The sequence below is a fragment of the Pseudomonas sp. WS 5010 genome, assembly GCF_012985565.1.
Lineage (GTDB): Bacteria > Pseudomonadota > Gammaproteobacteria > Pseudomonadales > Pseudomonadaceae > Aquipseudomonas.
Genome location: NZ_JAAQWQ010000012.1, coordinates 1 through 24,702, shown reverse-complemented (window position 1 = coordinate 24,702; position 24,702 = coordinate 1). Strand labels below are relative to the sequence as shown.

22 protein-coding genes are annotated in these 24,702 nt (G+C 62.1%); 9 read left to right on the top strand and 13 right to left on the bottom strand.

All coding sequences use genetic code 11. From position 1 onward, the window contains the following. Positions 1-14: 14 nt before the first annotated feature. The gene (locus HBO11_RS26935) at positions 15-1,031 is read left to right on the top strand and encodes a DUF4917 family protein (protein WP_169956773.1); all 1,017 of its coding nucleotides are present in this window, start codon (positions 15-17) and stop codon (positions 1,029-1,031) included. 146 nt (positions 1,032-1,177) lie between these two features. On the opposite strand, the gene HBO11_RS26930 is transcribed toward HBO11_RS26935, so the two are convergent. Further along, complete coding sequence (locus tag HBO11_RS26930; RefSeq protein ID WP_169956775.1) at positions 1,178-1,705, bottom strand: XRE family transcriptional regulator; 528 nt, start codon at positions 1,703-1,705, stop codon at positions 1,178-1,180. Between the two features lie 157 nt (positions 1,706-1,862). Here HBO11_RS26930 and HBO11_RS26925 point away from each other — a divergent pair, with 157 nt between their 5' ends. The 6 genes from HBO11_RS26925 to HBO11_RS26900 all read left to right on the top strand — a co-directional run bounded on the left by HBO11_RS26925 (position 1,863) and on the right by HBO11_RS26900 (position 8,934). After that, a complete protein-coding gene (locus tag HBO11_RS26925; RefSeq protein ID WP_169956777.1) occupies positions 1,863-2,645 on the top strand; it encodes an aldolase in 783 nt (260 codons plus the stop codon). A 25-nt stretch (positions 2,646-2,670) separates the two neighbouring features. Next, complete coding sequence (locus HBO11_RS26920; protein WP_169956779.1) at positions 2,671-3,558, top strand: dihydrodipicolinate synthase family protein; 888 nt, start codon at positions 2,671-2,673, stop codon at positions 3,556-3,558. A gap of 179 nt (positions 3,559-3,737) precedes the next feature. Then, positions 3,738-4,277 carry an RNA polymerase sigma factor gene (locus tag HBO11_RS26915; protein ID WP_169956781.1) on the top strand — a complete coding sequence of 180 codons (540 nt, stop codon included), beginning with the start codon at positions 3,738-3,740 and terminating at the stop codon, positions 4,275-4,277. Next, positions 4,274-5,242 carry a FecR domain-containing protein gene (locus HBO11_RS26910; RefSeq protein ID WP_169956783.1) on the top strand — a complete coding sequence of 323 codons (969 nt, stop codon included), beginning with the start codon at positions 4,274-4,276 and terminating at the stop codon, positions 5,240-5,242. The genes HBO11_RS26915 and HBO11_RS26910 overlap by 4 nt, the downstream gene beginning before the upstream one ends. A 118-nt stretch (positions 5,243-5,360) precedes the next feature. Then, positions 5,361-7,928: a TonB-dependent receptor gene (locus HBO11_RS26905; protein WP_169956785.1), complete on the top strand. Its 2,568-nt coding sequence runs from the start codon at positions 5,361-5,363 to the stop codon at positions 7,926-7,928. Positions 7,929-8,034: 106 nt separating this feature from the next. Next, the gene (locus HBO11_RS26900) at positions 8,035-8,934 is read left to right on the top strand and encodes a DMT family transporter (RefSeq protein WP_099167892.1); all 900 of its coding nucleotides are present in this window, start codon (positions 8,035-8,037) and stop codon (positions 8,932-8,934) included. Between the two features lie 99 nt (positions 8,935-9,033). Here the strand turns inward: HBO11_RS26900 and HBO11_RS26895 are convergent, their stop codons facing one another. The 4 genes from HBO11_RS26895 to HBO11_RS26880 form a co-directional block, all read right to left on the bottom strand. Beyond that, positions 9,034-10,257, bottom strand: coding sequence for an SAM-dependent methyltransferase (locus HBO11_RS26895; protein WP_169956787.1), 1,224 nt, complete (start codon positions 10,255-10,257; stop codon positions 9,034-9,036). Between the two features lie 227 nt (positions 10,258-10,484). Then, positions 10,485-11,102, bottom strand: coding sequence for a TPM domain-containing protein (locus HBO11_RS26890; protein WP_169956789.1), 618 nt, complete (start codon positions 11,100-11,102; stop codon positions 10,485-10,487). A 28-nt stretch (positions 11,103-11,130) separates the two neighbouring features. Continuing rightward, positions 11,131-11,856 (bottom strand): YgcG family protein, encoded by a 726-nt coding sequence (locus HBO11_RS26885; RefSeq protein WP_169956791.1) that lies wholly within the window; start codon positions 11,854-11,856, stop codon positions 11,131-11,133. Continuing rightward, the gene (locus HBO11_RS26880) at positions 11,856-12,464 is read right to left on the bottom strand and encodes a LemA family protein (protein ID WP_029297013.1); all 609 of its coding nucleotides are present in this window, start codon (positions 12,462-12,464) and stop codon (positions 11,856-11,858) included. Before HBO11_RS26880 ends, HBO11_RS26885 begins: the two co-directional genes overlap by 1 nt. Positions 12,465-12,721: 257 nt before the next feature. Here HBO11_RS26880 and bglX point away from each other — a divergent pair, with 257 nt between their 5' ends. After that, positions 12,722-15,013, top strand: coding sequence for a beta-glucosidase BglX (bglX, locus tag HBO11_RS26875; RefSeq protein WP_169956793.1), 2,292 nt, complete (start codon positions 12,722-12,724; stop codon positions 15,011-15,013). A 128-nt stretch (positions 15,014-15,141) separates the two neighbouring features. On the opposite strand, the gene HBO11_RS26870 is transcribed toward bglX, so the two are convergent. The 6 genes from HBO11_RS26870 to HBO11_RS26845 form a co-directional block, all read right to left on the bottom strand. Beyond that, positions 15,142-16,299, bottom strand: a complete 1,158-nt coding sequence (locus HBO11_RS26870) for a phosphatidylserine/phosphatidylglycerophosphate/cardiolipin synthase family protein (RefSeq protein WP_169956795.1) — start codon at positions 16,297-16,299, stop codon at positions 15,142-15,144. A 1-nt stretch (position 16,300) separates the two neighbouring features. Next, positions 16,301-16,891: a YceI family protein gene (locus HBO11_RS26865; protein WP_169956797.1), complete on the bottom strand. Its 591-nt coding sequence runs from the start codon at positions 16,889-16,891 to the stop codon at positions 16,301-16,303. A 188-nt stretch (positions 16,892-17,079) separates the two neighbouring features. Next, complete coding sequence (locus HBO11_RS26860; RefSeq protein WP_169955539.1) at positions 17,080-17,850, bottom strand: IclR family transcriptional regulator; 771 nt, start codon at positions 17,848-17,850, stop codon at positions 17,080-17,082. A gap of 55 nt (positions 17,851-17,905) precedes the next feature. After that, on the bottom strand, positions 17,906-19,342 hold the full coding sequence (locus HBO11_RS26855; RefSeq protein WP_169955538.1) for an amidase: 1,437 nt from the start codon (positions 19,340-19,342) through the stop codon (positions 17,906-17,908). Beyond that, the gene (locus HBO11_RS26850) at positions 19,339-20,649 is read right to left on the bottom strand and encodes a citrate-proton symporter (RefSeq protein ID WP_169955537.1); all 1,311 of its coding nucleotides are present in this window, start codon (positions 20,647-20,649) and stop codon (positions 19,339-19,341) included. The genes HBO11_RS26855 and HBO11_RS26850 overlap by 4 nt, the downstream gene beginning before the upstream one ends. A gap of 58 nt (positions 20,650-20,707) precedes the next feature. Beyond that, complete coding sequence (locus HBO11_RS26845) at positions 20,708-21,883, bottom strand: M20 aminoacylase family protein (protein WP_169955536.1); 1,176 nt, start codon at positions 21,881-21,883, stop codon at positions 20,708-20,710. Between the two features lie 444 nt (positions 21,884-22,327). Between HBO11_RS26845 and HBO11_RS26840 the strand changes: the two genes are divergently transcribed. Next, positions 22,328-22,777 carry a hypothetical protein gene (locus HBO11_RS26840; RefSeq protein WP_169955535.1) on the top strand — a complete coding sequence of 150 codons (450 nt, stop codon included), beginning with the start codon at positions 22,328-22,330 and terminating at the stop codon, positions 22,775-22,777. A 167-nt stretch (positions 22,778-22,944) separates the two neighbouring features. On the opposite strand, the gene HBO11_RS26835 is transcribed toward HBO11_RS26840, so the two are convergent. Beyond that, positions 22,945-23,256, bottom strand: a complete 312-nt coding sequence (locus HBO11_RS26835; RefSeq protein ID WP_169955534.1) for an amidase — start codon at positions 23,254-23,256, stop codon at positions 22,945-22,947. Continuing rightward, positions 23,253-24,335: a serine hydrolase gene (locus HBO11_RS26830; RefSeq protein WP_169955533.1), complete on the bottom strand. Its 1,083-nt coding sequence runs from the start codon at positions 24,333-24,335 to the stop codon at positions 23,253-23,255. Before HBO11_RS26830 ends, HBO11_RS26835 begins: the two co-directional genes overlap by 4 nt. Positions 24,336-24,702 lie beyond the last annotated feature (367 nt).

Here is a 24,702-nt window from a genome sequence, read left to right as displayed (position 1 = left end):
GTAGACCCGCCGCAATGAAGGATTTCCAGGATATCGACGCCACCCTTGAAGACTGGAACGCACTGCGCAACAGCATCGCCTTCGACGCCATCCTGATCGGCAACGGTGCCAGTCGCGCGGTGTGGGAAGATTTTGCCTACGACTCGCTGTTTGAAAACGCGCGCACCGTCGAAGAAAAGCCCCTGAGCGCTTCCGAACTGAGCGTGTTTGACGCGATGCAGACCCGCAGCTTCGAGCAGGTGCTGGGCGCCCTGAAAACCACCAGCCGCGTCAACAAAGCCCTGGCCGTCAGCTCCGCCGCGCCGCGCAATCGCTACTACGCGATCAAGGAAGCGCTGATCAATACCATCCACGCCGTGCATATCCCCTGGCGCCTGGTGCAGCCGTCGACCCTGGCCACGATCAACCAGGAACTGGCGAGCTACAAGACGGTGTTCACCAGCAATTACGACCTGCTCAACTACTGGTCGATTCTGCACACACCGGGCATCGACGACCTGTTTCGCGGCGCCGAATCACGTTTTGACCTGCGCGATACCGCTACCGCCGCGACGCGCATCCTGTACCTGCACGGCGGCCTGCACCTGGTGCGCAACCTGGATGGCTCGGCGCGCAAATTGCCGTCCACTGACAGCACGTTGCTCAGCAGCTTTGCCATCAACAACACGATCAAGACCCTCGACGATGTACCGCTGTTCATCAACGAAGGCCCCAGCAGCGAGAAACTCAAGAGCATTCGCAGTTCGGATTACCTGGCGTTCTGCTATGAGCAATTGCTGGGACAGGCAGGTGCGCTGTGCATCTTCGGCCATCACCTGAGCGAACAGGACGGGCACCTGGTGGAGGCGATTCGCCGGTCGAAGATCAAGACCCTGGCGATCTCGGTATTTGGCCGCAGCGACGGGTTTATCCAACAGCAGAAACGCAGGTTTGCCGGGCTGTTTGAGGGGATGGAAGTGGAGCTTAGGTTCTTTGCGGCGCGCAGCCATGCGCTGGGCAACCCGGCATTGTCGGTGCCGGTCGAGCACTGATCCCAGCCTAACTGGATACCCCATGTGGGAGCGGGCTTGCTCGCGATAGCCGTGGGTCAGACGCTGGATGTGTTGAATGACACACCGCTTTCGCGAGCAAGCCCGCTCCCACACAAGCCAGCTCCTACATTGACCGCGTTCCAGGCCTATTCTTCGGCGCTGTGCACCACCACCAGCAACTGCGCCTGCACCTCGCCCACCGAGCGGATCCGGTGGGGCTTTTGCGCATTGAAGTGCAACGCATCACCGCGCTCTAGCAGCACCCGTTCGTTCATGAAGTCCACTTCCACCCGGCCTTCATGCACAAACAGAAATTCCTCCCCCAAATGCTCCTTGAAGGTCTTGTCGCTGAATTCTGCCGGCGGGTAGATGATGAACGGCAGCAGGCTGCGCTCGCTGACCTGGTGGGCCAGCACCGCGTAACCCGGTGCAGTGTCGGGCCGCTCGTGGCTGCGCACCAGGCTGTAGCTGTCGAGGCTGACGCTGTCTTCGCTGAACAGCTCCTCAACCTTGACGTTCAGCGCCTTGGCCAGTTTCAGCGCAGCGGCAATCGACGGGGTGTTCAAGCCACGTTCGACTTTGGACAGGTAGCTCTTGGTCATCCCGGATTTTTCGGCCAATGCCTCCAAGGTGACACCGAGTTTTTTTCTCAATAATTTCAAACGGATAGACATGCGCAGCGATTAATCCAAGCAGGAGGCGATGATTATTGCTTGCCAATGACACATTGTGTCATATAGCCTCTTTAGTGTCATTTGCAGAACCCAACGACCTTGCGAGCAGCGGGAACCAGCAAATCGACGTCCAATGAACCACCCAAAGGACACCGATATGGCCAAGACATTAGCACTCCCCAAAGAACAACTGGTCAAGCAAGCGCTGACCCAGATGCAAAGTACCCTGGCGGATAATACGTGGACCGACCGGCAAAAGCTGGCCCTGACCTGCCGTATTCTGTTCGAGAACGGCCACGACTCGGGCCTGGCCGGGCAGATCACCGCCCGCGGCCCGCAGCCTGGTACCTACTACACCCAGCAACTGGGCCTGGGTTTCGATGAAATCACCGCCAGCAACCTGCTGCTGGTCAACGAAGACCTGGAAGTGTTGGAAGGCCACGGCATGCCCAACCCGGCCAACCGTTTTCACAGCTGGGTGTACCGTGGCCGGCCGGATGTGAACTGCATCATCCACACCCACCCGACCCACATCGCCGCGCTGTCGATGCTCGAAGTACCGCTGCAGGTGTCACACATGGACCTGTGCCCGCTGTACGAAGACTGTGCGTTCCTCGAAGCCTGGCCGGGTGTGCCGGTGGGTAACGAAGAAGGCGAAATCATCACCGAGGCCCTGGGCGACAAGCGCGCCATCCTGCTGTCGCACCACGGCCAGTTGTCCACCGGAAGCACCATCGAAGAAGCCTGCGTGATCGCGCAATTGATCGAACGGGCGGCCAAACTGCAATTGCTGGCCATGGCCGCCGGGACCGTCAAGCCGATCCTGCCGCAGTTGGGACGCGAGGCCCATGACTGGATCTCCAAGCCCAAGCGCCACGGCGCCGCGTTCAACTACTACGCTCGGCAGAACCTGCGCCAACACGCCGATTGCCTGAACTGAAGCCTTTTTCGACCGGAGACATTCCATGTCCAGCCCTACAATTCACGGCATCATCGGCTACACCATCACCCCGTTCAGCGCCGACGGCAGCACCCTTGACCTCGACGCCCTGGGCCACTCCATCGACCGTTTGATCGACAGCGGCGTGCATGCCATCGCGCCGCTGGGCAGCACCGGTGAAGGCGCCTACCTGAGCGATGCCGAGTGGGATGAAGTCAGCGCCTACAGCATTCAAAAAGTCGCCAGGCGCGTGCCGACCATCGTCAGCGTGTCCGACCTGACCACCGCCAAGGCCGTGCGCCGCGCACGTTTTGCCGAAGCCGAAGGTGCCGATGTGGTGATGGTGCTGCCAACGTCGTACTGGAAGCTCAGTGAAGCGCAGATCCTGGCGCACTACGCGGCCGTCGGCGACAGCGTTGGTGTGCCGATCATGCTCTACAACAACCCGGCCACCAGCGGCACGGATATGTCGGTGGAGTTGATCCTGCGCATCGTCAACAGCGTTGATAACGTGACGATGGTCAAGGAGAGCACCGGCGACATCCAGCGCATGCACCAGTTGTACCGCCAGGGTGAAGGCCAGGTGCCGTTCTACAACGGCTGCAATCCACTGGCCCTGGAAGCGTTCGCCGCCGGGGCCAAGGGTTGGTGCACCGCTGCGCCGAACCTGATCCCGCAGCTCAACCTGGATCTGTACCAGGCGGTGCAGGCCAACGACCTGAACCGGGCACGCGAACTGTTCTATCGGCAGTTGCCGGTACTGGACTTCATCCTCAAGGGTGGCTTGCCGGCGACGATCAAGGCCGGTTTGCGCATGACCGGGCTGGAGGTGGGTGATCCGCGGTTGCCGGTGTTCCCACTGGACATGGCGGGTCAGGCGCAGTTGCAGAAGCTGCTGGCCGCGTTGCGCTAAAACACCCCCTGTAGGAGCGGGCTTGCCCGCGATAGCGGTGGATCAGACATACCGCCATCGCGGGCAAGCCCGCTCCCACAGGGGAATGCATGCATCGCTAAATTTACGGAGACAAATAGCAATAATTCTCGATATCATTCGCGACTTTTCTGCAGCGTGCTGCGTCAAGAAGGATATCCATGTCTCGTTTCAAGCCCGACCCGTTGTCGGCCGACGCCTTTCGCGGGTTTTATGCAGATATCCTGCATTACCTGCGCAAACGCACGGACAACGCCAGCGACGCGGCGGACATGACCCAGGATGTCTTTACCCAATGGCTGGACTACCGCGACCGGAGCAAGGTCGAGCAGCCACGGGCCTTTTTGTTTCAGATGGCGCGCAACCTGCTGCGCGACCACTGGCGCAAACAGAAGGTGCGGCACAGCGTCCATCATGAACAGGGCGAATGGGATGCCGAGCCTGTCACCGACGAGCAAAACGATCCTATGGCCGCCGCCCTGCGCCTCCAACGCCTGGAACAGTTGAAAGAAGTCCTCGCCGAACTCTCGCCCCGCAGGCGAGAAGCCCTTATGCTGCACCGCTTCGAAGGCCTGAGCCAGGCGCAGATTGCCGAGCGCATGGGCGTTTCGATCAGCATGGTGGAAAAGCACATTGCCTTTGCCCTGCTGCACTGCAAGCAGCGACTTCAAAAAGACCCGGGCAAGGAGCAGCCAGAATGACCCGCTTGAGCAACCGCGACGGCCACGAAATTGATGAGCACGACACCATCGATGCCCAGGCTGCCAGTTGGTTTGCGCGCAATCGCAACGCAAGCAGCACACAGGAGCGCAAGGCCTTCGCCACCTGGCATGCCGTGCCGGCCCATGCGCGCGCCTACGCCGAATTCGAACAGCTGTGGGCCGACCTTGGCGAACTGCAGCAACTGAATAAACCCGTGCCCTTGCCCACGCGCCAGCCCGCGCCCTGGCGCCCCGCCCTGGCAGTGGCGGCCGCGCTGGTCTGCGCCTTGCTCGCCAGTAACCTGGGCGCCCCGCGCGGGCTCTACCACACCGAGGTCGCGGCACAGGACAGAGGCATGCGCACCCTGGACCTGCCGGACGGCAGCACCTTGTACGTCAACGCCAGCACGCAGTTGCGCGTGGACTTCGATGCCCATCGCCGCGTGATCCATCTGGACCAGGGCCAGTTGTACGTGGAGGTGGCGCCCGACAAGGAGCGGCCATTGTTCGTGCGCGCTGGCGAGGCCGATGTGCGGGTGGTGGGCACCGCGTTTGATGTGCGCCGCAGCCAGCAGCAGTTGGTGGTCAGCGTGGCCCACGGGATGGTTGCCTTCGCCCCCGACCAAAAAGCCAGCGCCGTCATGCTCGGCGCCCAGCAGCGGGCAACCTACAACTACGCCAAGGGCTCCGTGCAGCAACAACGCCTGGCCGTTGGCGAAGTCGCCGACTGGCGCAGCGGGCACCTGTCCTTTCGCAACCGTGAACTGGCCAGCCTGCTGGATGAGCTGAGCCTGTACCGGCCCAAGGCCGTGGTGTTGGCCGATGGCCCGGTGGCGCAACTGAAGGTTTCCGGCAACCTCGATGTGAATGACCCGGACGCGCTGCTCAACGCCCTGCCTGCCTTGTTGCCGGTGAAAACCGTGCCCCTGGCCGACGGCAGGATCCGCATCGAAGCACGCAAATAGCACCACTTGAGAATATTTTGCATTCGCATGTGAGGATTTTTTTTCCTGCCGCGTCTTCCTCCGGTCTGCGTTTGATACGCATGCCTTTTTTGGCTATTTAGCCGCCTTGGGGGATTTCATGTTTCGCGCGCCTTGCCTTGCCCAGCACCTGTTTGTTCGACCGACACTCATCGCCGCCTGCCTGACCGTCAGCCTCACGGCCCAGGCCGAGTCGTTCACCCTGCAACTGCCGGCCCAACCCTTGGCCACGTCCCTGAGCCAGGTTGCGCAACAGGCAAAAATCCAGCTGCTGTTCGATGAAGACCTGCTCAAGAATATCCAGGCGCCCGCGCTCAACGGTGATTTCACCCCCGAAGTGGCGATCCGTACCCTGCTCAAGACCGGCGAGTTCACTCTGATCAAAGTAGGCAGCACCTATGTCGTGCGCCCCGAGGAAAGCCGCACCACCAACAGCGCCAGCGTGCAGTTGGACGCCTTGAGCGTGATCGGTACCGGTAACCAGGTCGACGCCAGCACCGTCGGCCGCTCCACCCTCTCCCAGGCCGATATCGACCGCCTGCAGCCCAACAACATCGCCAGCCTGGTGCAGACGCTGCCGGGAGTGACCATGGGCGGCTCGATGAAACCGGGCGGGCAGATCATCAATATTCGCGGGATGGGCGAGGCCGAAGACGTACCGATGACGGTCGATGGCGCGACCAAAAGCGGTTTCGAGCGCTATCAGCAGGGCACCGTGTTTATCGAGCCCGAGATGATCAAGAGCGTCGAGGTGGAAAAAGGCCCGCACTCGGCCTTCACCGGTAACGGCGGGTTCGGCGGTACGGTCAACATGGTCACCAAGGATGCGCCGGACCTGCTCAAGGACGGGCGCAACAGCGGTGCGATGCTCAAGTACGGCTATGCCAGCAACGACCACGAACAGGTCTACAGCGGCGCCGTGTATGGCCGCACCGATGACGGGCGCATCGACGCCCTGGCCTACCTGACCAAGCGTGACGGCGGCGACATGAAGCTGGCCGCAGCGCGCGACTATGACAGCAAGGAATACCCGATCAACCCGCAGCGCCTGCCCAACAGCGCCCAGGATGTGGACGGTCAACTGTTCAAACTGAACATGTACCTGACCGATGAGCACAGCCTCGGTTTCTCCTACTCCCGGGCCAACAGCGAACGCTGGACACCTTTCTCGGCCAGAAGCTACCCATCGCCACCGCGCAAGACCGATATCGACCGCTATGGCTACGACGCGGCCGTAAGACGGTTCCTGGCCAACCGCCACACCGTCGATACCACGTGGTCAGGCAAGTACGAATACCAGCCCCTGGATAACCCGCTGATCGACATGAAGCTCAGCTATTCGGAGTCCAATACCGACCAGACCGACGAACGCGACGCCACGGCCGTCGTCGGTCTGTCCACCGGCGGGCGCAAGATGGACACTGCCTACACCGACAAGATCCTGGAGCTGCGCAACATCAGCCGCTTCAACAGCGGCCCGCTGGACCATGCCTTGACTACCGGCGTACAGATCCGCAAGCACATCCGCGACACAGAAAGCTGGATGCCCGGCGCAACCTACAACACGCCCAAATACAACTACGGGCATTTCCAGCCGGCCTTCATGCCCCACGGCAAAGTCGACACCAACGCGTTCTACATCCAGGACGCGGTGACCCTGGGCGACGTGACCATCACCCCGTCCCTGCGTTATGACCACGTGCTCAACCGTGGCAAGGCCAACGATGCGCCGTACTACAGCAACCCCGACCCGGCCTACGGCCACGACTACAGCGACCGCACCTATGCCGGCTGGTCGCCGCGCCTGGCAGCGTTCTGGAAAGTCACCCCGGACGTGGTGATGTTCGCCAACTGGAGCCGCACCTGGCGCGCCCCGGTGATCGACGAGCAATACGAAGTCCAGGGCCTGGGCAGCCGCACCTCCACCAGCCGCAATCTGGACCCGGAACGCATCACTGCCATCACCGTGGGTAACGTCACCAGCTTTGCCAACGTGATGGCCAGCGGCGACAGCCTGCAACTGCGTACGACGTTGTTCCACAACAAGATCGAAGACGAGATCTTCAAGGCCACCGGGATTGGCTGCAAGGAACAAAACTCCCAGGTCGGCTCCATCGCCGATGTCTGCACCGACATGGCGTCAAAGACCAACTACCGCAACATCGGCAGCATGACCATCAAGGGCTTCGAGCTCGAAGGCTACTACGACTCGACCTATCTGTTCGGCTCCCTGAGCTACTCGTGGGCCACCGGCAAACGCGAAAACCCCTACACCAACCCGTGGGCCAGCGACATCCACGTCTGGGCCCGGGACATTCCACCGGCCAAGTGGGTCGCTGTGCTTGGCACCAAGATTCCCGCTTGGGACGCACAAGTGGGCTGGCAAGGCCAGTTCGTGCGCAAGACCGATCGCCTGCCCAGCGACAAATATTCGAGCGGCCTGAACAGTGGCTTTGGCGACCTGTTTTACGACCAGTACGCCAACGACAGCTACGACACCCAGGGCCTGTTCGCCAAATGGACGCCGCAACAGGCGTACCTCAAGGGCACTGAAGTCAACTTCACCGTCGACAACCTGTTCAACCGCAGCTACATGCCAGCCTTGAGCGGCGACAGCGCCACCAGCGTCGGGCGCAACGCCAAGATCAGCGTGACCCGCTTCTTCTAACCGCCCAACTGTACGGTTCAATCTGCACCCAGCTGTAAGCCCGCGTCCTGCGGGCTTTGTGGCTAGATGGGCAGCACCTGCCTGCCCATTCAATCCGGTTGCTCCCATGAATTCGCGCGAAAACACCGGCATGGCCCTCGGCCTGCTCGGCGTCATCATCTTCAGCCTGACCCTGCCCTTCACCCGCATCGTGGTGCAGGAAATCCATCCATTGCTCAATGGCCTGGGCCGCGCCTTGTTCGCGGCGGTGCCGGCGGCCCTGCTGTTGCTCTGGCGCCGCGAAGCCTGGCCGACCTGGCGCCAGGTGCGCGGCCTGGCGCTGGTGATTGCCGGGGTGATCCTCGGCTTCCCGGTGTTGTCGGCCTGGGCCATGCAAACCCTGCCCGCCTCCCATGGCGCCCTGGTCAACGGCCTGCAACCGCTGTGCGTGGCGCTGTATGCGGCGTGGCTGTCCCATGAGCGTCCGTCAAAAGCTTTCTGGGCCTGCGCGGCACTGGGCAGCGCGTTGGTGCTCGGCTATGCGTTGATCACGGGCGCCGGCAGCATCCAGGCTGGCGACCTGCTGATGCTCGGGGCGATTGCCGTGGGCGGCCTGGGGTATGCCGAAGGCGGCCGACTGGCCAAGGAGATGGGCGGCTGGCAGGTGATCTGCTGGGCGCTGGTGCTGTCGACGCCGCTGTTGATCGGGCCGGTGACGTACCTGGCGCTGCAACATGAAGGCGCAATCTCGGCGCGCACCTGGTGGGCGTTTGGCTACGTCTCGCTGTTCTCGCAGTTCCTGGGGTTCTTTGCCTGGTATGCCGGGCTGGCCATGGGTGGGATCGCGCGGGTCAGCCAGATCCAGCTGTTGCAGATCTTTTTCACCATCGCCTTTTCCGCGCTGTTTTTTGGCGAGCACATCGAGCCGATTACCTGGCTGTTTGCCTGCGGGGTGATCGTCACGGTGATGTTGGGGCGCAAGACAGCTGTGCAGCCTGCACCGGTCTCCAAGGCGAGCACGATCTGATGTGGGAGCTGGCTTGCCTGCGATGCAGGCACCTCGGAGTATCAGGTAAAGCGAGGTGATGCTATCGCAGGCAAGCCAGCTCCCACATTTTGATTTGCGTCATTCTCCGGCCAGGTAACCATCCGCCCGCAGCAGGGTTTCCAGGCAGTGTTCGGTGATGTTGTAGAACGCCTTGAGCTCCTGGATTTTCTCCAGGAGTTGAGCGTTGTCCACCTGCTCGGCACGCTTCACGGCCAGGATCATCTTGTTCTTGTTGGTGTGGTCCAGGGAGATGAATTCAAACACCTTGGTTTCGTACCCGCAGGCCTCCAGGAACAACGCACGCAAGCTGTCGGTGACCATCTCGGCCTGCTGGCCCAGGTGCAGGCCGTATTGCAGCATCGGCTTGAGCAGTGCCGGGCTCTGGATCTGCAAGCGGATCTGTTTGTGGCAGCACGGCGAGCACATGATGATCGACGCCCCGGAGCGGATGCCGGTGTGGATTGCGTAGTCGGTGGCGATGTCGCAGGCATGCAGGGCGATCATCACGTCCAGCTCGCTGGGCGCCACGCTGCGCACGTCACCGCACTTGAACACCAGCCCCGGGTGCTCCAGGCGGGCGGCGGCGTTGTTGCACAGGGTCACCATGTCTTCGCGCAGCTCCACGCCCGTCACCTGGCCTTCGGCCTTGAGGGTGTTGCGCAGGTAGTCGTGGATGGCGAACGTCAGGTAACCCTTGCCCGAGCCAAAATCCGCGACGCGTACCGGCCGGTCCAGTTGCAAGGGGGATGAGGTCAGCGCGTGGCTGAACACTTCGATGAACTTGTTGATCTGCTTCCACTTGCGCGACATCGCCGGGATCAGCTCGTGCTTGGCGTTGGTCACGCCCAGGTCGGCGAGAAATGGCCGGCCAAGGTCGAGGAAGCGGTTTTTCTCACGGTTGTGCTCGGCCGATGGCGCTTCACGCAACTGCTGGGGTTTGCTTTTGAACAGCGAGCTTTTGTTCTTCTTGCTGTATTCCAGCTGCGCTTCGTCGGTCAACGACAACAGGTGGGCGTTCTTGAACGAGGCCGGCAACAGCGCGGCAATCGTCGCGACGCCGTCTGCCAGGGCGAAGTTCTTGGTGATATCGCGGGTCTTGTAGCGATAGACAAAGGACAGGCACGCCTGCTCCTTGACCGTCACTGCCTTGATGATCAGGCGTTGCAGCTCAACCTCATCGCCCACGTACTTGGCCAGCACCAGCTTGATAAAGGCATTCTGCTCGAGGCTTGCGCGCAGCAACTCGATGAACTGGGCATGATGATCCGGCGCGGGGCTGGCAGGTTTAGCGGTGACAGACATGAACAAAAACGCCTCGGGCAGGGAATGCCGGGCATTTTAGGGGGGATGGCGCTCCAGGGCACGGAGTTATTTGCCCAACGGTCAGTGCGATTGAAAATGCCGCTTGTGTAGGAGCTGGCTTGTGTGGGAGCCGGCTTGCCTGCGATGCGGGCACCTCGGTCTATCAGTCACACCGGGTTGATGCTATCGCAGGCAAGCCAGCTCCCACACAAGCCAGCTCCCACAGGTTATTTCAGGACGACCAGGCGGTTGGGCAGTTCATTGCGCGTGTGGGTCTGGGGCACATGCACCTTGAGCAGTTCGCCGCAGGCCTCAATGCATGTGATAAACCCCGCCAATGTCTGCCCCTGTTTCACCTGCTGGGTAAACGTCTTGACGATAGCGTCCCAACTGCTGTCATCCAGCCGCTTGGAAATCCCGTCGTCCACCAGGATCTCCACATAGCGCTCGGCCTCACTGACAAAAATCAACACCCCGGTGCTGCCCAGGGTGTGGTGCAGGTTCTGCTCCAGGAACTGCCGGCGCGCCAGGTTCGATGCGCGCCAATGCCGCACCGAGCGCGGGATCAGGCGAGTGGTGATGGCCGGCAGGCGGAACACCAGGCACAGCACAATGAACGTCGCCCATTGCGCCAGCAGCAAGGTGTGCATGGTCAACCAGCCCGACAGGTAATGCACGATCCCCGGCACCACCAACGCCACCACACTGGCCCACAGCAGCGGGATGTAGGCGTAGTCGTCGGCGCGGGCGGCGAGTACGGTCACCAGTTCGGCGTCGGTCTGTTGCTCGACCCTGGCGATCGCTTCGGCGACTTGGCGCTGCTCGTGTTCTGTCAGTAAAGCCATGGTTGTAGATGCTCTTTAGTTATTGTCATTACCAGCCACCCGAAGCCCCGCCGCCGCCAAAACCGCCACCGCCGCCCCTGAAGCCACCGCCCCCGCCGCCACCGCCGCCACGCCCGCTGCTGCTGAGAATCGCCAGCAGGATGGCGCCCACTGGCAGGCCCATGCGGTTGCACAGCCACAACACCACCAGCAACAGGATGAACAGGCCGATGGAAAACACCGGGTTGTCCTTGGCAAAGTTGGGATCCGCCACATGGGCGGGCACCGCCAACGGCTCGCCGCCGACCACCTGGATCATGGCCGCCACGCCGTCGCTGATGCCCTGGGTAAAATTGCCCGCCTTGAACTTGGGCGCAATCACCTGGTTGATGATCACCCACGACTGCGCATCGGTGAGCACGCCCTCCAGGCCGTAGCCCACTTCGATGCGCAACTGGCGCTCGTCCCGGGCCACGATCAACAGCGCGCCGTTATCCTTGCCCTTCTGGCCGATGCCCCAGTGCCGGCCCAGTTGATAACCGTAGTCTTCAATGGGCAGGCCTTGCAGGTCGGGCACCGTGACGACCACGATCTGGTCGCCGCTGGTTTGCTCCAGCGCCTGCAATTGCTGGCTCAGTTGCGCACGCACCGGCGGGTCGATCATCTGCGCGTTGTCGACCACCCGCCCGGTCAGCGCCGGGAAGTCCGGCGCCGCCTGGGCAGTCAGGCTAAAGGCCAGCAGCAGCGCCGCCAGCCACCCAGCACGCCAGGTCATCAGAATTTCACTTGCGGCGCTTTATCGGCATCGGCACTGGTGGCCTCGAAGTTGGCGCGCACCGGCAGATCGCTGTACATCACGCTGTGCCACAGGCGGCCTGGGAAGGTACGGATCTCGGTGTTGAAGGCCTGCACGGCGGCGATAAAGTCGCGACGGGCCACGCTGATGCGGTTTTCGGTGCCTTCAAGCTGCGATTGCAGGGCCAGGAAGTTCTGGTTGGCCTTGAGGTCCGGATAGCGCTCGGACACCACCATCAGGCGGCTGAGGGCACCGCTCAGGCCTTCCTGGGCCTGCTGGAACTGCTTGAGTTTTTCCGGGTTGTCGAGGGTGCTGGCATCGACCTGGATCGAGGTCGCCTTGGCCCGCGCTTCGATCACCGCGGTGAGGGTGTCCTGTTCATGGGCTGCATAGCCCTTGACCACTTCCACCAGGTTGGGGATCAGGTCGGCACGCCGTTGATACTGGTTCTGCACCTGGGCCCAGGCCGCCTTGACCTGTTCGTCCAGGGTCGGGATCTTGTTGATGCCGCAACCGCTCAGCACGCTGCTGATCAGTAGCAGGGCCGCGGCTTTCCAGCCCCATCGAATAGTCTGTGCTGCTTGCATGGTGTGTCTCCTGACCAACCTTATGGAATTTGACGACTGACCCTATACATCACGCGCTTGGGGCATAATCCGCCACTACTGGATTACAGCGAGCCAATCAGCTAAAAGATGCCCTTCTTTATGGATAGTTCATAAAGAGCTGAGAAGTGTGCGGTATTTATCCACACAACACCCGAACAACAATAGTCGCTCCCCACATTTTGGCCGAGCCGTGTTTTTTACCTGAACACTGCGCAGTTCGCCGAAAAAGGATATTCATGAAAAAGCTGTGTTTGCTGGGCCTTGTTGCCACTCTGGCCAGTCACTCCGTCGTTGCCGAGACCAAGCCCGCTGCGCTTAAGGACAAGGACGCGTTCGTCAGCGACCTGCTCGGACAGATGACCCTGGATGAAAAGATCGGCCAGTTGCGCCTGATCAGCATCGGCCCGGAAATGCCGCGCGAGATGATCCGCAAGGAAATCGCCGCAGGGCGCATTGGTGGCACGTTCAACTCCATCACCCGCCCGGAAAACCGTCCGATGCAGGACGCGGCGATGCGCAGCCGCTTGAAGATCCCGATGTTCTTCGCCTATGACGTGATCCACGGCCACCGCACTATTTTCCCGATCAGCCTGGCCCTGGCCTCGAGCTGGGACATGGACGCCATCAGCCGCTCCGGGCGCATTGCCGCCAAGGAAGCCGCCGCCGACAGCCTCGACATCACCTTCGCGCCGATGGTCGATATTTCCCGCGACGCGCGCTGGGGTCGGACCTCCGAAGGGTTTGGCGAAGACACCTACCTGGTGTCGCGCATCAGCGAAGTGATGGTCAAGGCCTTCCAGGGCCCGAGCCCGGCCCAGGCCGACAGCATCATGGCCAGCGTCAAGCACTTCGCCCTGTACGGCGCAGTGGAAGGCGGGCGCGACTACAACGTGGTCGACATGAGCCCGGTCAAGATGTACCAGGACTACCTGCCGCCCTACCACGCGGCAATCAAGGCCGGCGCCGGCGGGGTGATGGTGGCGTTGAACTCGATCAACGGCGTGCCTGCGACCGCCAACACCTGGCTGATGAACGACCTGTTGCGCAAGGAGTGGGGCTTCAAGGGCCTGACGGTGAGCGACCACGGTGCGATCTTCGAGCTGATCAAGCACGGCGTGGCCAAGGACGGTCGCGAAGCGGCCAAGCTGGCAATCAAGGCCGGCATCGACATGAGCATGAACGACCAGCTCTACGGCAAGGAACTGCCAGGGCTGCTGAAATCCGGCGAGATCGAGCAAAGCGACATCGACAACGCGGTGCGTGAAGTGCTCGGTGCCAAGTACGACATGGGCCTGTTTGCCGACCCATACCTGCGTATCGGCAAGGCCGAGGATGATCCGGCCGACACCTATGCCGAAAGCCGCCTGCACCGCAGCGAAGCCCGCGACATCGCGCGGCGCAGCCTGGTGTTGCTGAAAAACCACAACGACACCCTGCCGCTGAAGAAATCCGCGACCATCGCCCTGGTCGGCCCGCTGGCCAAGGCCCCCATCGACATGATGGGCAGTTGGGCCGCCGCCGGTAAGCCCGCGCAATCGGTGACCCTGCTGGACGGCATGAACGCGGTGATCGGCGAAAAGGGCCAGGTGATCTACGCCCGTGGCGCCAACATCACCAGTGACAAGGCAGTGGTGGACTACCTGAACTTCCTCAACTTCGATGCCCCGGAAGTGGTGGATGACCCGCGCTCGGCCCAGGTGCTGATCGACGAAGCGGTCAAGGCCGCGAAAAGCGCCGATGTGGTGGTGGCCGCCGTGGGCGAGTCCCGTGGCATGTCCCACGAATCCTCGAGCCGTACCGACCTGAACATCCCGCAAAGCCAGCGCGACCTGATCAAGGCCCTGAAAGCCACGGGCAAGCCGCTGGTGCTGGTGTTGATGAACGGCCGGCCACTGTCGATCCTCGAAGAGCACCAGCAAGCCGACGCGATCCTGGAAACCTGGTTCGCCGGCACCGAAGGCGGCAACGCGATTGCCGATGTGCTGTTCGGTGACTACAACCCGTCGGGCAAGCTGCCGATCACCTTCCCACGCTCCGTGGGGCAGATTCCGACCTACTACAACCACCTGACCATTGGCCGGCCGTTCACCCCGGGCAAACCGGGCAACTACACCTCGCAGTACTTCGACGACACCACAGGTCCCCTGTATCCGTTCGGTTATGGCCTGAGCTACACCCGTTTCAGCCTGTCGGACATGGCGCTGTCGTCCACCACCCTGAACAAGACCGGCAAGCTCGACGCCAGCGTCACCCTGAAAAACACCGGCAAGCTCGACGGCGAGACCGTGGTGCAGCTGTACATCCAGGACGTGGCCGGCTCGATGATCCGCCCGATCAAGGAACTCAAGAACTTCCAGAAGATCCTGCTCAAGGCCGGTGAATCGAAGGTGGTGCACTTCAGCATTACCGAGGATGACTTGAAGTTCTACAACACCCAGCTCAAGTTCGCCGCCGAACCTGGCCAGTTCAATGTGCAGATCGGGCTGGACTCCCAGGATGTGCAGCAGCAGAGCTTTGAACTGCTCTGATTGAAGCTGTAAACACGGTCAATGTAGGAGCTGGCTTGCCTGCGATGCAGGCACCTCGGTCTATCAGTTACACCGAGGTGCTGCCATCGCTGGCAAGCCAGCTCCTACAGTTGATTGCGGTGTGTTCCCTACCCTCTTCGATCCAGCAGATTGACCACCAACCGATCGATCCACCCCCACACCCGCTGCTTGACCCGCCGCCACAACGGTCGGGCCTTCCACGCCTCCAGGCTGACCGCCTGGCTCTGGGCGAAATCACGCTCGAAACTGCCCGCCACCGCCAGCGTCAACTCAGGGTCCAGCGCTTCCAGGTTGGCCTCCAGGTTGAAACGCAGGTTCCAGTGATCGAAATTGCACGAGCCGACGCTCACCCAATCGTCCACCAGCACCATCTTCAGGTGCAGGAAACACGGCTGGTATTCAAAGATCTTCACCCCCGACTTGAGCAGGCGTGGGTAGTAGCGGTGGCCGGCGTAGCGCACCGAAGGATGGTCGGTGCGCGGCCCGGTGAGCAGCAGGCGCACGTCCACACCGCGCCCGGCCGCCCGGCGCAGGGCCCGGCGTACGCCCCAGGTGGGCAGGAAGTACGGCGTGGCTAGCCAGATACGGCGCTGGCCGCTGTTCAAGGCGCGGATCAGCGATTGCAAAATGTCCCGGTGTTGGCCGGCGTCGGCATACGCCACCCGCCCCAGGCCGGGGCCGGTCGCCGGCACTTTGGGCAGGCGCGGCAAGCCAAAATGCGTCGCCGGCTTCCAGGCACGACGGTGGTCGTTGACCCGCCATTGGCGGTCGAACAGGGCTTGCCAGTCCTGCACCAGCGGGCCGCTGATTTGCACCATGACCTCGTGCCACTCACAGGTGTCCTGCCCGGGGGTCCAGAACTCATCGGTGACCCCAGTGCCGCCCACCACGGCGATGCTCTGGTCGACCAACAACAGCTTGCGGTGGTCGCGGTAGAGGTTGCGCATCCAGCGGCGCCAGCGCAGGCGATTGTAAAAGCGCAACTGCACCCCGGCCTCGAGCAAGCGGCGCCGCAGGCTGAGGGTAAATGCCAGGCTGCCGTAGTCATCGAACAGGCAACGCACCTGCACCCCGCGCTCGGCCGCCTGCACCAGGGCCTTGACCATCTCTTCGGCGCAGGCGCCCGCCTCCACCAGATACAGCTCAAGCTCTACCTGGCGCTCGGCACGGGCGATCGCCACGAGCATCTGCGGGAAAAAATTCGGGCCGTCGATCAGCAATTCGAAGCGGTTGGCGCTGCGCCAGGGGAACACCGCGCCGCTCATGTCAGCGCGCCGTGAAAATCAGCACCGCACCCACCGGCACCGACAGGCTGATCGCGTCCAGGCCAGCGGCCTTGCGCAGAGTCTCGACACCGGTGAGCAAGTCAAAATCCTTGGCGTGCAGCACCAGTGGTTCCAGGGTCACCACCTGGAACCGCCGGTCGTCCAGGCGCGTTGCCAGCAGTTCGGCGTTGTAGGTCTGGGTCTTGCCATGCAGGGTGACCGACAGCGGCAGGCGCAACTCCAGTTGTGCGCCGGTAGCCAGGTCGTTGATCGGCTGCAGATTGATTTGCGCGTTGATCAGCGCGTCGGGGTAGGTCTTGATCTGGAACAGGTCGTTGCGCATGCGCTCATCGCGCAGCGGGATGCCGCTGTTGACCGACTCCAGTTCAACCTGCAACTGCGCCGCGCCGTTCTCTTCGACCTTGCCATGCAGCACCAAGAAGCGCTGGACTTCGGAGATATCGGTGTTTTTGGTGGTGACGAACGACAGCCGTGAGGATTCGTTATCCAGGTACCACGCAGCCTGCGCGGGCATGGCGGCAGCGGCCAGCAGCAAGAGGGCCAGGGGTTTGAGGATGGATGTGTTGAACATTAAACACTCGCGCGCAGAAAAACCTGCTCGAACATTAACTGGCCGGCCTGCTGCACGCAATGTAACGGTCCCGGCAATTTAACTGTGGGAGCGGGCTTGCTCGCGATAGCGGTGGGTCAGTTAATAGATATTTGACTGACCCACCGCTATCGCGAGCAAGCCCGCTCCCACACAAACCAGCTTGCACCTTAGGCCAGTGCCTGCTGCACGCCTTGCACGGTGGCCTCAAGGCTCGCCAGATGCAAACTCAGCACCCGCTCCACCGGCGCCTGGTGCATCGGCCAGTGCAACGCCATGCTCCCTACCAATCGGCCATTGGCCCGCACCGGCAGCGCCACCGCGCGGATCAGGAACGGCAGGCGCACCGGGTATTCCCAGTACCCTTCGGTACGCTGGCCAAATCCCTGGTGCTGGGATTGCTCGCAGGCGCGGTATTGATCATCGGCCGCCACATGCTCGCGGCTGGCCAGGCGCTGCACTTCTTCTGCGGCAAGTTCAGCCAGGCATGCCTTGCCCATGGCTGAATGAAACAGGCTGGCATGCTGGCCAACGATCTGGCAGTTGTTCGGGTACAGCTTGCGCAACACCGTGGGGATCGCGCTTTCCATGACTTCCAGGCGTTCACCGTCAAAGTTCGACAAGTCCGCCACCAGCCCGGTGCGTTCGCTGAGTTCCAGCAGCCAGGGCGCCGCGCACTCCACCAGGCGCCGCTTGAAGCGTTGCTGGGTATCGCCGAACAAGCGCTGGGCGCTGAGGCGGTAGCGCCGGTCGCTCAGGCCGCGATAGATCCAGCCCTGTTCTTGTAGGGTCAGCAGCATGCGCGAGACCGTGGCCTTGGGCAGGCGTGTCAGGTAATGCAGTTCCTCAAGCCCCAGGGCCTGGTGCTCACCGAGCAACTCGATGATGGCCAATGCCCGCTCCACGGAGCGCACAGTCCCTGTGTCGACGTTGCTGCCCATGGCTGACCTCCCGGTTGCTGATGGTTGAGCGAATTTCACAGCAAGATACAGGCCGTCACCCGCTCAAGCATTCCGGAGGGCGACGCTGCACCCAGTGCGTCAGTTGTTCGTGGGCGTACGCCAGTTGCAGCACCGCGCGATCCGCCTGGGCCGGGCCGATGATTTGCAGGCCCATGGGCAAGCCTTGCGGGTTGAAGCCCACCGGCACACTCATGCTCGGCAGGCCGGCCAATGTGGGGCCGATCACCACCTCCATCCAGCGGTGATAAGTGTCCATGGCCTGCCCCCCGACGACGCGTGGCCAGGGCTGTTGTGCATCGAAAGGGAACACTTGTGCCGTGGGCAGCAGCAGGAAATCGTAACGTTCGAACAACCTGGCCAGGGCGCGGTACCAGTCACTGCGCGCCAGCGACGCCTGATACACATCCGCCGCCCTCAGGCCCAGGCCGCCCTCGACTTCCCACTGCGCTTCAGGCTTGAGCAACGCACGTTTTTGCGGGTCGGCATACGCCGCCCCCAGCGTGCCCTGCACCAGCCAATGGCGATGGACCAGCCAGGTTTGCCACAGGCGCTCCATGGAGAAATCCGGCTGGCAGCTTTCCACCTCGCAACCCAACGCGCTGAAGTCGCCGAGGGCCGATTCACACAGCGCCAATACGCCGTCGTCCATCGGCAGATAGCCATTGTAGTCACCCAGCCAACCCAGACGCGCGCCCTTGAAATCACGGGCCAACGGCGCGCCGAATACGCCGGGGTCGTCCTTGAGCGACAACGGCACCCGCGGGTCATAACCGGCCTGGGTGCCCAACAGCCGCGCCACGTCCGCCACACTGCGCCCCATCGGGCCTTCGGTGGCCAGTTGCTGGACAAACACCTCCGGCGCCGGGCCATGGGGCACGCGGCCCTGGGACGGGCGCAGGCCGAATACGTTGTTGAACGCCGCCGGGTTGCGCAGCGAGCCCATCATGTCGCTGCCATCGGCCACCGGCAGCATGCGCAGCGCCAGGGCCACCGCCGCCCCGCCGCTGCTGCCGCCCGCGACCAGGGTCGGGTCGTAGGCATTGCCGGTGGTGCCGAACACCCGGTTGTAGGTCTGCGAGCCGAGGCCGAACTCCGGCACGTTGCTCTTGCCGATGATAATCGCGCCGCTGGCCCGCACCCGCGCCACGGCGATCGCGTCTTCAGTGGGAATCTGTTCGGCGAACAGTGGCGAACCCAGGGTGGTGCGCAGGCCCTTGGTCGCCGCCAGGTCCTTGATGGCCTGGGGCATGCCGTGCATCCAGCCGCGGGAACGGCCCTGCTTGAGCTCAAGATCACAGGCGCGGGCTTCGGCCAGCGCATCGGCTTCGTCGCGCAGCGACACCAGGGCATTGACCAATGGATTGAAGCGCGCGATCTGCGCCAGATAGGCCTGCATCACTTCGTGGCAGGACACCTGCCGGGCATGGATCGCCTGGGACAGCTCCACCGCATCCAGTTCAACGATGTTCAAGGTTTCACCCCCTTGGCAAACCGCGCCGGCGCTGCAGCCCTTGGCGCCTCATGCATGCAGTAAGTGCCCAGCAGCGTCAGGACGCAAGCGAACAGCACATAAAACGCCGGAGCTACCGGTGTCTCCAACACCTTGCTCAGCCACGTCACAATCAGCGGGGCAAAACCGCCGAACAGCATCACCGCCACGTTGTAGGCCACCGACACGCCGGTGGAGCGCACCTCGATGGGAAACTGCTCGGCCAGGGCCGTCGGCGCCGGGCCGAAGAAGCCGCCGATGGCGATGCACAGCATCACCTGCATCACCAGCAAGCGCTCGATGGACGGCGCCGCCGCGACCCATACATACAGCGGGTAGACCATCACGAAAAACGCCAGGGTGAAGGCCATCAGCACCGGCCGCCGGCCCAATCGGTCAGAGAGCAGGCCCGACAAAGGGATGACCACGGTCATCAGCGCCACGGCGAACATCTGCACCATCAACACCTGGTCCAGAGGCAGGCCGAGGTTCTTGTGGGCGAAGGTCGGCATATTCACCAGCACCACGTAGAACGACACCGTCGCACCACAGGCCAGGCCCATGCTCACCAGAATGCTGCGCCGATGCTCACGCAGCACTGTCATCAGGCTTGGCGCCGGGCCGGTGGCCTGTTTACGTGCTTCGATAAATTCCTCGGGGTCTTCCATGTGCCGGCGAATCCACAAGCCCACCGGGCCGATCAGCAGGCCGAACACAAACGGCAGGCGCCAGCCCCACAGGTCGAGGGTCTCAGGGGAGAAGAAATGGGTGACCAACGCCACCATCGCCGCGCCGCCAAACACAGCCAAACACTGCCCGACCAATTGCCAGGAGCCGTACAGGCCCTTGCGATGGGCCGGTGCGCTTTCCACCAGGAACGCCGTGGCGCTGGCATATTCGCCGCCGGTGGCAAAGCCCTGGAGCATCCGCGCCACCACGATCAACAGCGGCGCGCCCATGCCGATGGCGGCGTAGTTGGGCGCAAACACGATCAGCGCGATAGACACGGTCATCAAGCGGATAATCAACTGCATGGCGGCCTTGCGGCCTTTGCGGTCGGCATACATACCGAGCAGGATGCCGCCCACCGGGCGCATGAAAAAGCCCACGCCGAAGGTGGCCAGGGCCATCAGCAGCGACGCGTATTCATCGTCCGAGGGGAAAAACTGCCGGGCGATGATGCTGGCCAGAAAGCCGTAGACGATGAAGTCGTACCACTCCAGCGCGTTGCCGACCACCGCCGCTACCACTTGCCGGGTGCGGGACACGCCTTTTATTGAAGTCTGCATGAGAACACTCCATTCAACCTGTTGAGGAAAGGTCCAGCGGCAGGAAAAAGGCAGGTGGTCAGGCCGGCTTGAGCCAGCTCTCGGCCAGGGCGCCCCAGTAGGCGGCACCGGTCAGCAGGATCTCGTCGTTGAAGTCATAGGCGGGGTTGTGGACCATCGGCCGCGACACGCCGTTGCCGATAAACAGGTAGCTGCCGGGGCAGCGTTGGAGCATCCAGGCGAAGTCTTCGCTGCCCATCAGCTTGGGCGTGTTGGCGTCGACCGCCGCTTCACCGAGCAAGGCAACGCCGACCTGGCGGGCGAACTCGGTTTCATCGGCATGGTTGACCAGCACCGGATACGCCGGACGGTGTTCGATCTGCGCGGTGCAGCCAAAGCTGGCGGCCTGGGTCTGGATGATCGCCTTGACCCGCTCCAGCATCTGCTCGCGCACCGGCGCATTGAGGGCGCGCAGGCTCAGGCGCAGGATGGCCTGCTGGGGAATCACGTTGGCGGCCTGCCCTGCTTGCAGGGCGCCGACCGTGACTACCGCCGCTTCCTGGGCATTGATGTTGCGCGCGACCACCGTCTGCAAGGCCATCACCGTACTGGCGGCGGCCACCAGCGGGTCCACGGTCAGGTGCGGCATGGAACCGTGGCCGCCGACGCCTTCGAGGGTCACGGTGAGCAGGTCCTGGGAAGCCATCATCGGCCCGGTCCGCAGGCCCAGGTGGCCGGCGGGCAAGCCGGGCATGTTGTGCATGCCGAACAGGGCGTCACAGGGGAAGCGCTCCAGCAAGCCATCGGCGAGCATCGCTTCAGCGCCGCCCTGGCCTTCTTCGGCCGGCTGGAAAATCAGGTTGAGGGTGCCGTCGAACCGGCGCGTCGCCGCCAGGTAACGCGCGGCGCCCAGCAGCATAGCGGTGTGACCGTCGTGACCGCAGGCATGCATGCAGCCGGCGTGCTGGCTGCTGTAGGCGACGCCGGTGTTTTCAATAATCGGCAAGGCGTCCATGTCGGCACGAATCCCCAGGGTACGCGGGCTGCTGCCATTGCGCAGCACGCCCACCACGCCGGTGTGGCCGATGCCGGTATGTACTTCAAACCCCCAGTTCTTCAGGGATTGGGCGACCAGGGCCGAGGTGCGGTTTTCTTCGAACCCAAGTTCAGGGTGGGCGTGGATGTCCTGGCGTACGGCGTGCAGGTCGCTGGCGACATCGCTCAGCCAATCCAGGATGTGCTGGTGTGGGCGCATGGTGACTCTCCTCGCAGGCGGGTATTCCCGTTCTTTTTTGTGGCACCGCCACAGATAACCGCGATGGGCGGGCGAGGACAATCAAAGGTGGTTCCACCCTGTGGAACCTTGTGGCAATAGGTGAGCACGCTTGCTTGAACTGAAGTACGAAGTGCCCCCAACAGGCTTATCCCTCACAGCGGAATCGCCTATCAGAGTGATAAAGAGCCAGTTTATTCACGTAGCAACATCTACACCATGAGTTCTGGGCACCAAACAACCAGGAGCGATGGGCACGTGGAGGAAAGTTATCCAAATCTCTCAAGCAAAAAACTCTAAAGGCGCAAGAGAAAACAAAAAAACAATATAAAAAACTGTCACTTTTCACAGTATTCAAAATACGCACAAAAAAATAAAACTACCTTCGAGCCACAACATCACAACCCACACCTAGGAAAAATCATCATGAAAAACTTCAGCACAGAAAAATGCCTATTGGCTTGCTTCGTAGTTTTGACTGCAATCACAAACGCCAATGCAGCACTAGACCCGAAATGTTACGACAACATCCAGGTCGCCAAAGGTATCAGCGACACCCCGCTAAAAAACCCCGATGGCAGCGATAAGATGGTAGGTACCAAAAAACCCATCAGCATCGATATTGCGTTTCCAAATCCCTTACCCGCAGGCGGCACCGCCACTTTTGACCTTTCTAAATCAAAAGTACCTAGTGTGGAAATGGAAACCCCTGCCCCAGTGCTTCATCCAGAGTTCACACTAATCTCTTCCACCAAATACACCTACACTTACAAAATCCCCATCCGTGCAAGTGACTATCACGGAAAGTTTACGGTAATAGACACTTACTGCGGCTTTTCAAACTCACAAACCAAGTTGCTCATGCCTGTCAGGTAAATCACCACATCACATATTTGGAAGTGCGGGTTTATGACCGATATTGAGAACCTTCTATCGGACAATCACATCATCGATTTACGATCCTGTCCGCCAATCTGCTTCCCTTGGCTGTTGGTCAGCGCCGAGCCTGCAGTTCTTTACCTTGCGCAGTGGTGAGCTAAACATCACAACAATCGACACCCCTGCCGTTCCCCTATCCACCGCGCCGTATGCGTGCGCCCCAACCCACTCGCCGTCACTTCACTGCGTTCGGGCGTGTCGACCAACGCACTGGTCGGCACGTACTGCTTCACATACCCCAGGCAATAGTCAGCAGGATTGCCCGCCACATACCGACACGAGCAATACTCCTTGGCCGTATACGCCGCGATGATGTCGGGGAACGCTTGCAGGTTGACGCGCTCATGCCAGGCCCACCCCAGCAAGGCGAGCAACAGCAGGAGAAACAGGCTGATAAACGGACGGCGCCGGATCATGGTTGCACCGCCGCGAGCACGCGCTTGAGCAGTTCGTTGTGGTGATAGCTGGCGTCGCGGTCATCGCCATAGCGCACGATCACCAGCCTTGCCTCGGGCAACACATACAACGCCTGGCCCCAGTGACCCAGGGCCGCGAAGGTATCGTCGGGCGCATCCGGCCAGGGCCGGGCAGCGCCCTGCACTTGACGGTTGAGCCACCAGTGGCCGCCGGGCACCGCTTCGTCCTGACCCGCGATGTACTGCGCCAGGGGTTGGCGATTGAAGTCGACCCAGGCCTTGGGTAGCAACTGCCGCTCGCCCCAGCGCCCGTCCCGCGCCATCAACAAGCCAATTCGTGCCAGGTCGCGGGCGGTCATATAGGCATAGGACGAGGCAACAAAGGTTTCATTGGCGTCGCTTTCCCAGGTGGCGCTGCGAATGCCCAGGGGCGTGAACAGCGCGGTCCACGGGTAATCGACATAAGCCTTGTGGCCGAGCATGCCCTTGAGGGCGGCGGACGCCAGATTGCTGTCGCCGCTGGAGTAGCGAAACGCCTGGCCCGCAGCGCTGAAGGTGTGGGTGTCGGCGGCAAACTCTGCCATGTCGGCACGGCCACGGGTGTAGAGCATGGCCACCACCGAGGATTTCAGCGGCGCGTATTCGTAGTCTTCCTGCCAGTCCAGGCCCGAGGTCCAGTTCAGCAGGTGCGCCAGGGTGATGTTCGGGTGCTGTTTCATCGGCGGATAAAAGCGCGCGACCGGGTCGCTGAGCTTGAAGCGGTTTTCGCCGTAGGCAACGCCAAGCACCGTGGCCAGCAGGCTCTTGCTGATGGACCAGGTCAGGTGCGGCGTGCTTGCGCTAGTGGGTGCGGCGTAGCGTTCATAAATGACTTCGCCGTCGCGGATCACCAGCAGTGCGTCGGTGCGGATGCCTTCGCGGGTGATGTCATTGCGGGCCGGGAACGCATACTCCTCCAGCGCCTTCACGGCGGGACCGGCCAACTGCGGGCCCTGGGACCACTCCCGCGCCGGCCAGGCCTGGGCATGTGCGGTAGCGGTGAACAGCAGCAAGGCGACGCACAACAGGCCTTTGACCATGGACTAGCACTCGGGGGCATTCAGGCCCGCGAGCCTAATGCAGATAAATGACGGTTTGGCGACAGGCCTGGGAGCCACTATATAGCTCCTGTGGGAGCGGGCTTGCCCGCGATGACCATAGGTATCTACACAACTCTCTTCTCGGTCTGTGTACATATCCATTGCTGCGGTAACGGCCACTTGGGGTTCCGCCCTGACGGCGGCTCACTTTGGAGAAGCGCCAAAGTAAGCAAAACGCTCTTGCCCCACCACTCGGTGCCTCGCCTAGGCTCGGCATGCCCGCAGTCAGGCATTGCTCCGTGGGCCCGCCGCGATCGGCCATCCATGGCCGTGTCGCGGCTACCCCGGCATCCATGCCGGGGTGCCC

What these genes read in the sequence shown, in the direction of transcription:
- HBO11_RS26935 (WP_169956773.1), top strand. Translation starts at nt 15, where the DNA reads ATGAAGGATTTCCAGGATATCGACGCCACCCTTGAAGACTGGAACGCA.
- HBO11_RS26930 (WP_169956775.1), bottom strand. Translation starts at nt 1,705, where the DNA reads ATGTCTATCCGTTTGAAATTATTGAGAAAAAAACTCGGTGTCACCTTG.
- HBO11_RS26925 (WP_169956777.1), top strand. Translation starts at nt 1,863, where the DNA reads ATGGCCAAGACATTAGCACTCCCCAAAGAACAACTGGTCAAGCAAGCG.
- HBO11_RS26920 (WP_169956779.1), top strand. Translation starts at nt 2,671, where the DNA reads ATGTCCAGCCCTACAATTCACGGCATCATCGGCTACACCATCACCCCG.
- HBO11_RS26915 (WP_169956781.1), top strand. Translation starts at nt 3,738, where the DNA reads ATGTCTCGTTTCAAGCCCGACCCGTTGTCGGCCGACGCCTTTCGCGGG.
- HBO11_RS26910 (WP_169956783.1), top strand. Translation starts at nt 4,274, where the DNA reads ATGACCCGCTTGAGCAACCGCGACGGCCACGAAATTGATGAGCACGAC.
- HBO11_RS26905 (WP_169956785.1), top strand. Translation starts at nt 5,361, where the DNA reads ATGTTTCGCGCGCCTTGCCTTGCCCAGCACCTGTTTGTTCGACCGACA.
- HBO11_RS26900 (WP_099167892.1), top strand. Translation starts at nt 8,035, where the DNA reads ATGAATTCGCGCGAAAACACCGGCATGGCCCTCGGCCTGCTCGGCGTC.
- HBO11_RS26895 (WP_169956787.1), bottom strand. Translation starts at nt 10,257, where the DNA reads ATGTCTGTCACCGCTAAACCTGCCAGCCCCGCGCCGGATCATCATGCC.
- HBO11_RS26890 (WP_169956789.1), bottom strand. Translation starts at nt 11,102, where the DNA reads ATGGCTTTACTGACAGAACACGAGCAGCGCCAAGTCGCCGAAGCGATC.
- HBO11_RS26885 (WP_169956791.1), bottom strand. Translation starts at nt 11,856, where the DNA reads ATGACCTGGCGTGCTGGGTGGCTGGCGGCGCTGCTGCTGGCCTTTAGC.
- HBO11_RS26880 (WP_029297013.1), bottom strand. Translation starts at nt 12,464, where the DNA reads ATGCAAGCAGCACAGACTATTCGATGGGGCTGGAAAGCCGCGGCCCTG.
- bglX (WP_169956793.1), top strand. Translation starts at nt 12,722, where the DNA reads ATGAAAAAGCTGTGTTTGCTGGGCCTTGTTGCCACTCTGGCCAGTCAC.
- HBO11_RS26870 (WP_169956795.1), bottom strand. Translation starts at nt 16,299, where the DNA reads ATGAGCGGCGCGGTGTTCCCCTGGCGCAGCGCCAACCGCTTCGAATTG.
- HBO11_RS26865 (WP_169956797.1), bottom strand. Translation starts at nt 16,891, where the DNA reads ATGTTCAACACATCCATCCTCAAACCCCTGGCCCTCTTGCTGCTGGCC.
- HBO11_RS26860 (WP_169955539.1), bottom strand. Translation starts at nt 17,850, where the DNA reads ATGGGCAGCAACGTCGACACAGGGACTGTGCGCTCCGTGGAGCGGGCA.
- HBO11_RS26850 (WP_169955537.1), bottom strand. Translation starts at nt 20,649, where the DNA reads ATGCAGACTTCAATAAAAGGCGTGTCCCGCACCCGGCAAGTGGTAGCG.
- HBO11_RS26845 (WP_169955536.1), bottom strand. Translation starts at nt 21,883, where the DNA reads ATGCGCCCACACCAGCACATCCTGGATTGGCTGAGCGATGTCGCCAGC.
- HBO11_RS26840 (WP_169955535.1), top strand. Translation starts at nt 22,328, where the DNA reads ATGAAAAACTTCAGCACAGAAAAATGCCTATTGGCTTGCTTCGTAGTT.
- HBO11_RS26835 (WP_169955534.1), bottom strand. Translation starts at nt 23,256, where the DNA reads ATGATCCGGCGCCGTCCGTTTATCAGCCTGTTTCTCCTGCTGTTGCTC.
- HBO11_RS26830 (WP_169955533.1), bottom strand. Translation starts at nt 24,335, where the DNA reads ATGGTCAAAGGCCTGTTGTGCGTCGCCTTGCTGCTGTTCACCGCTACC.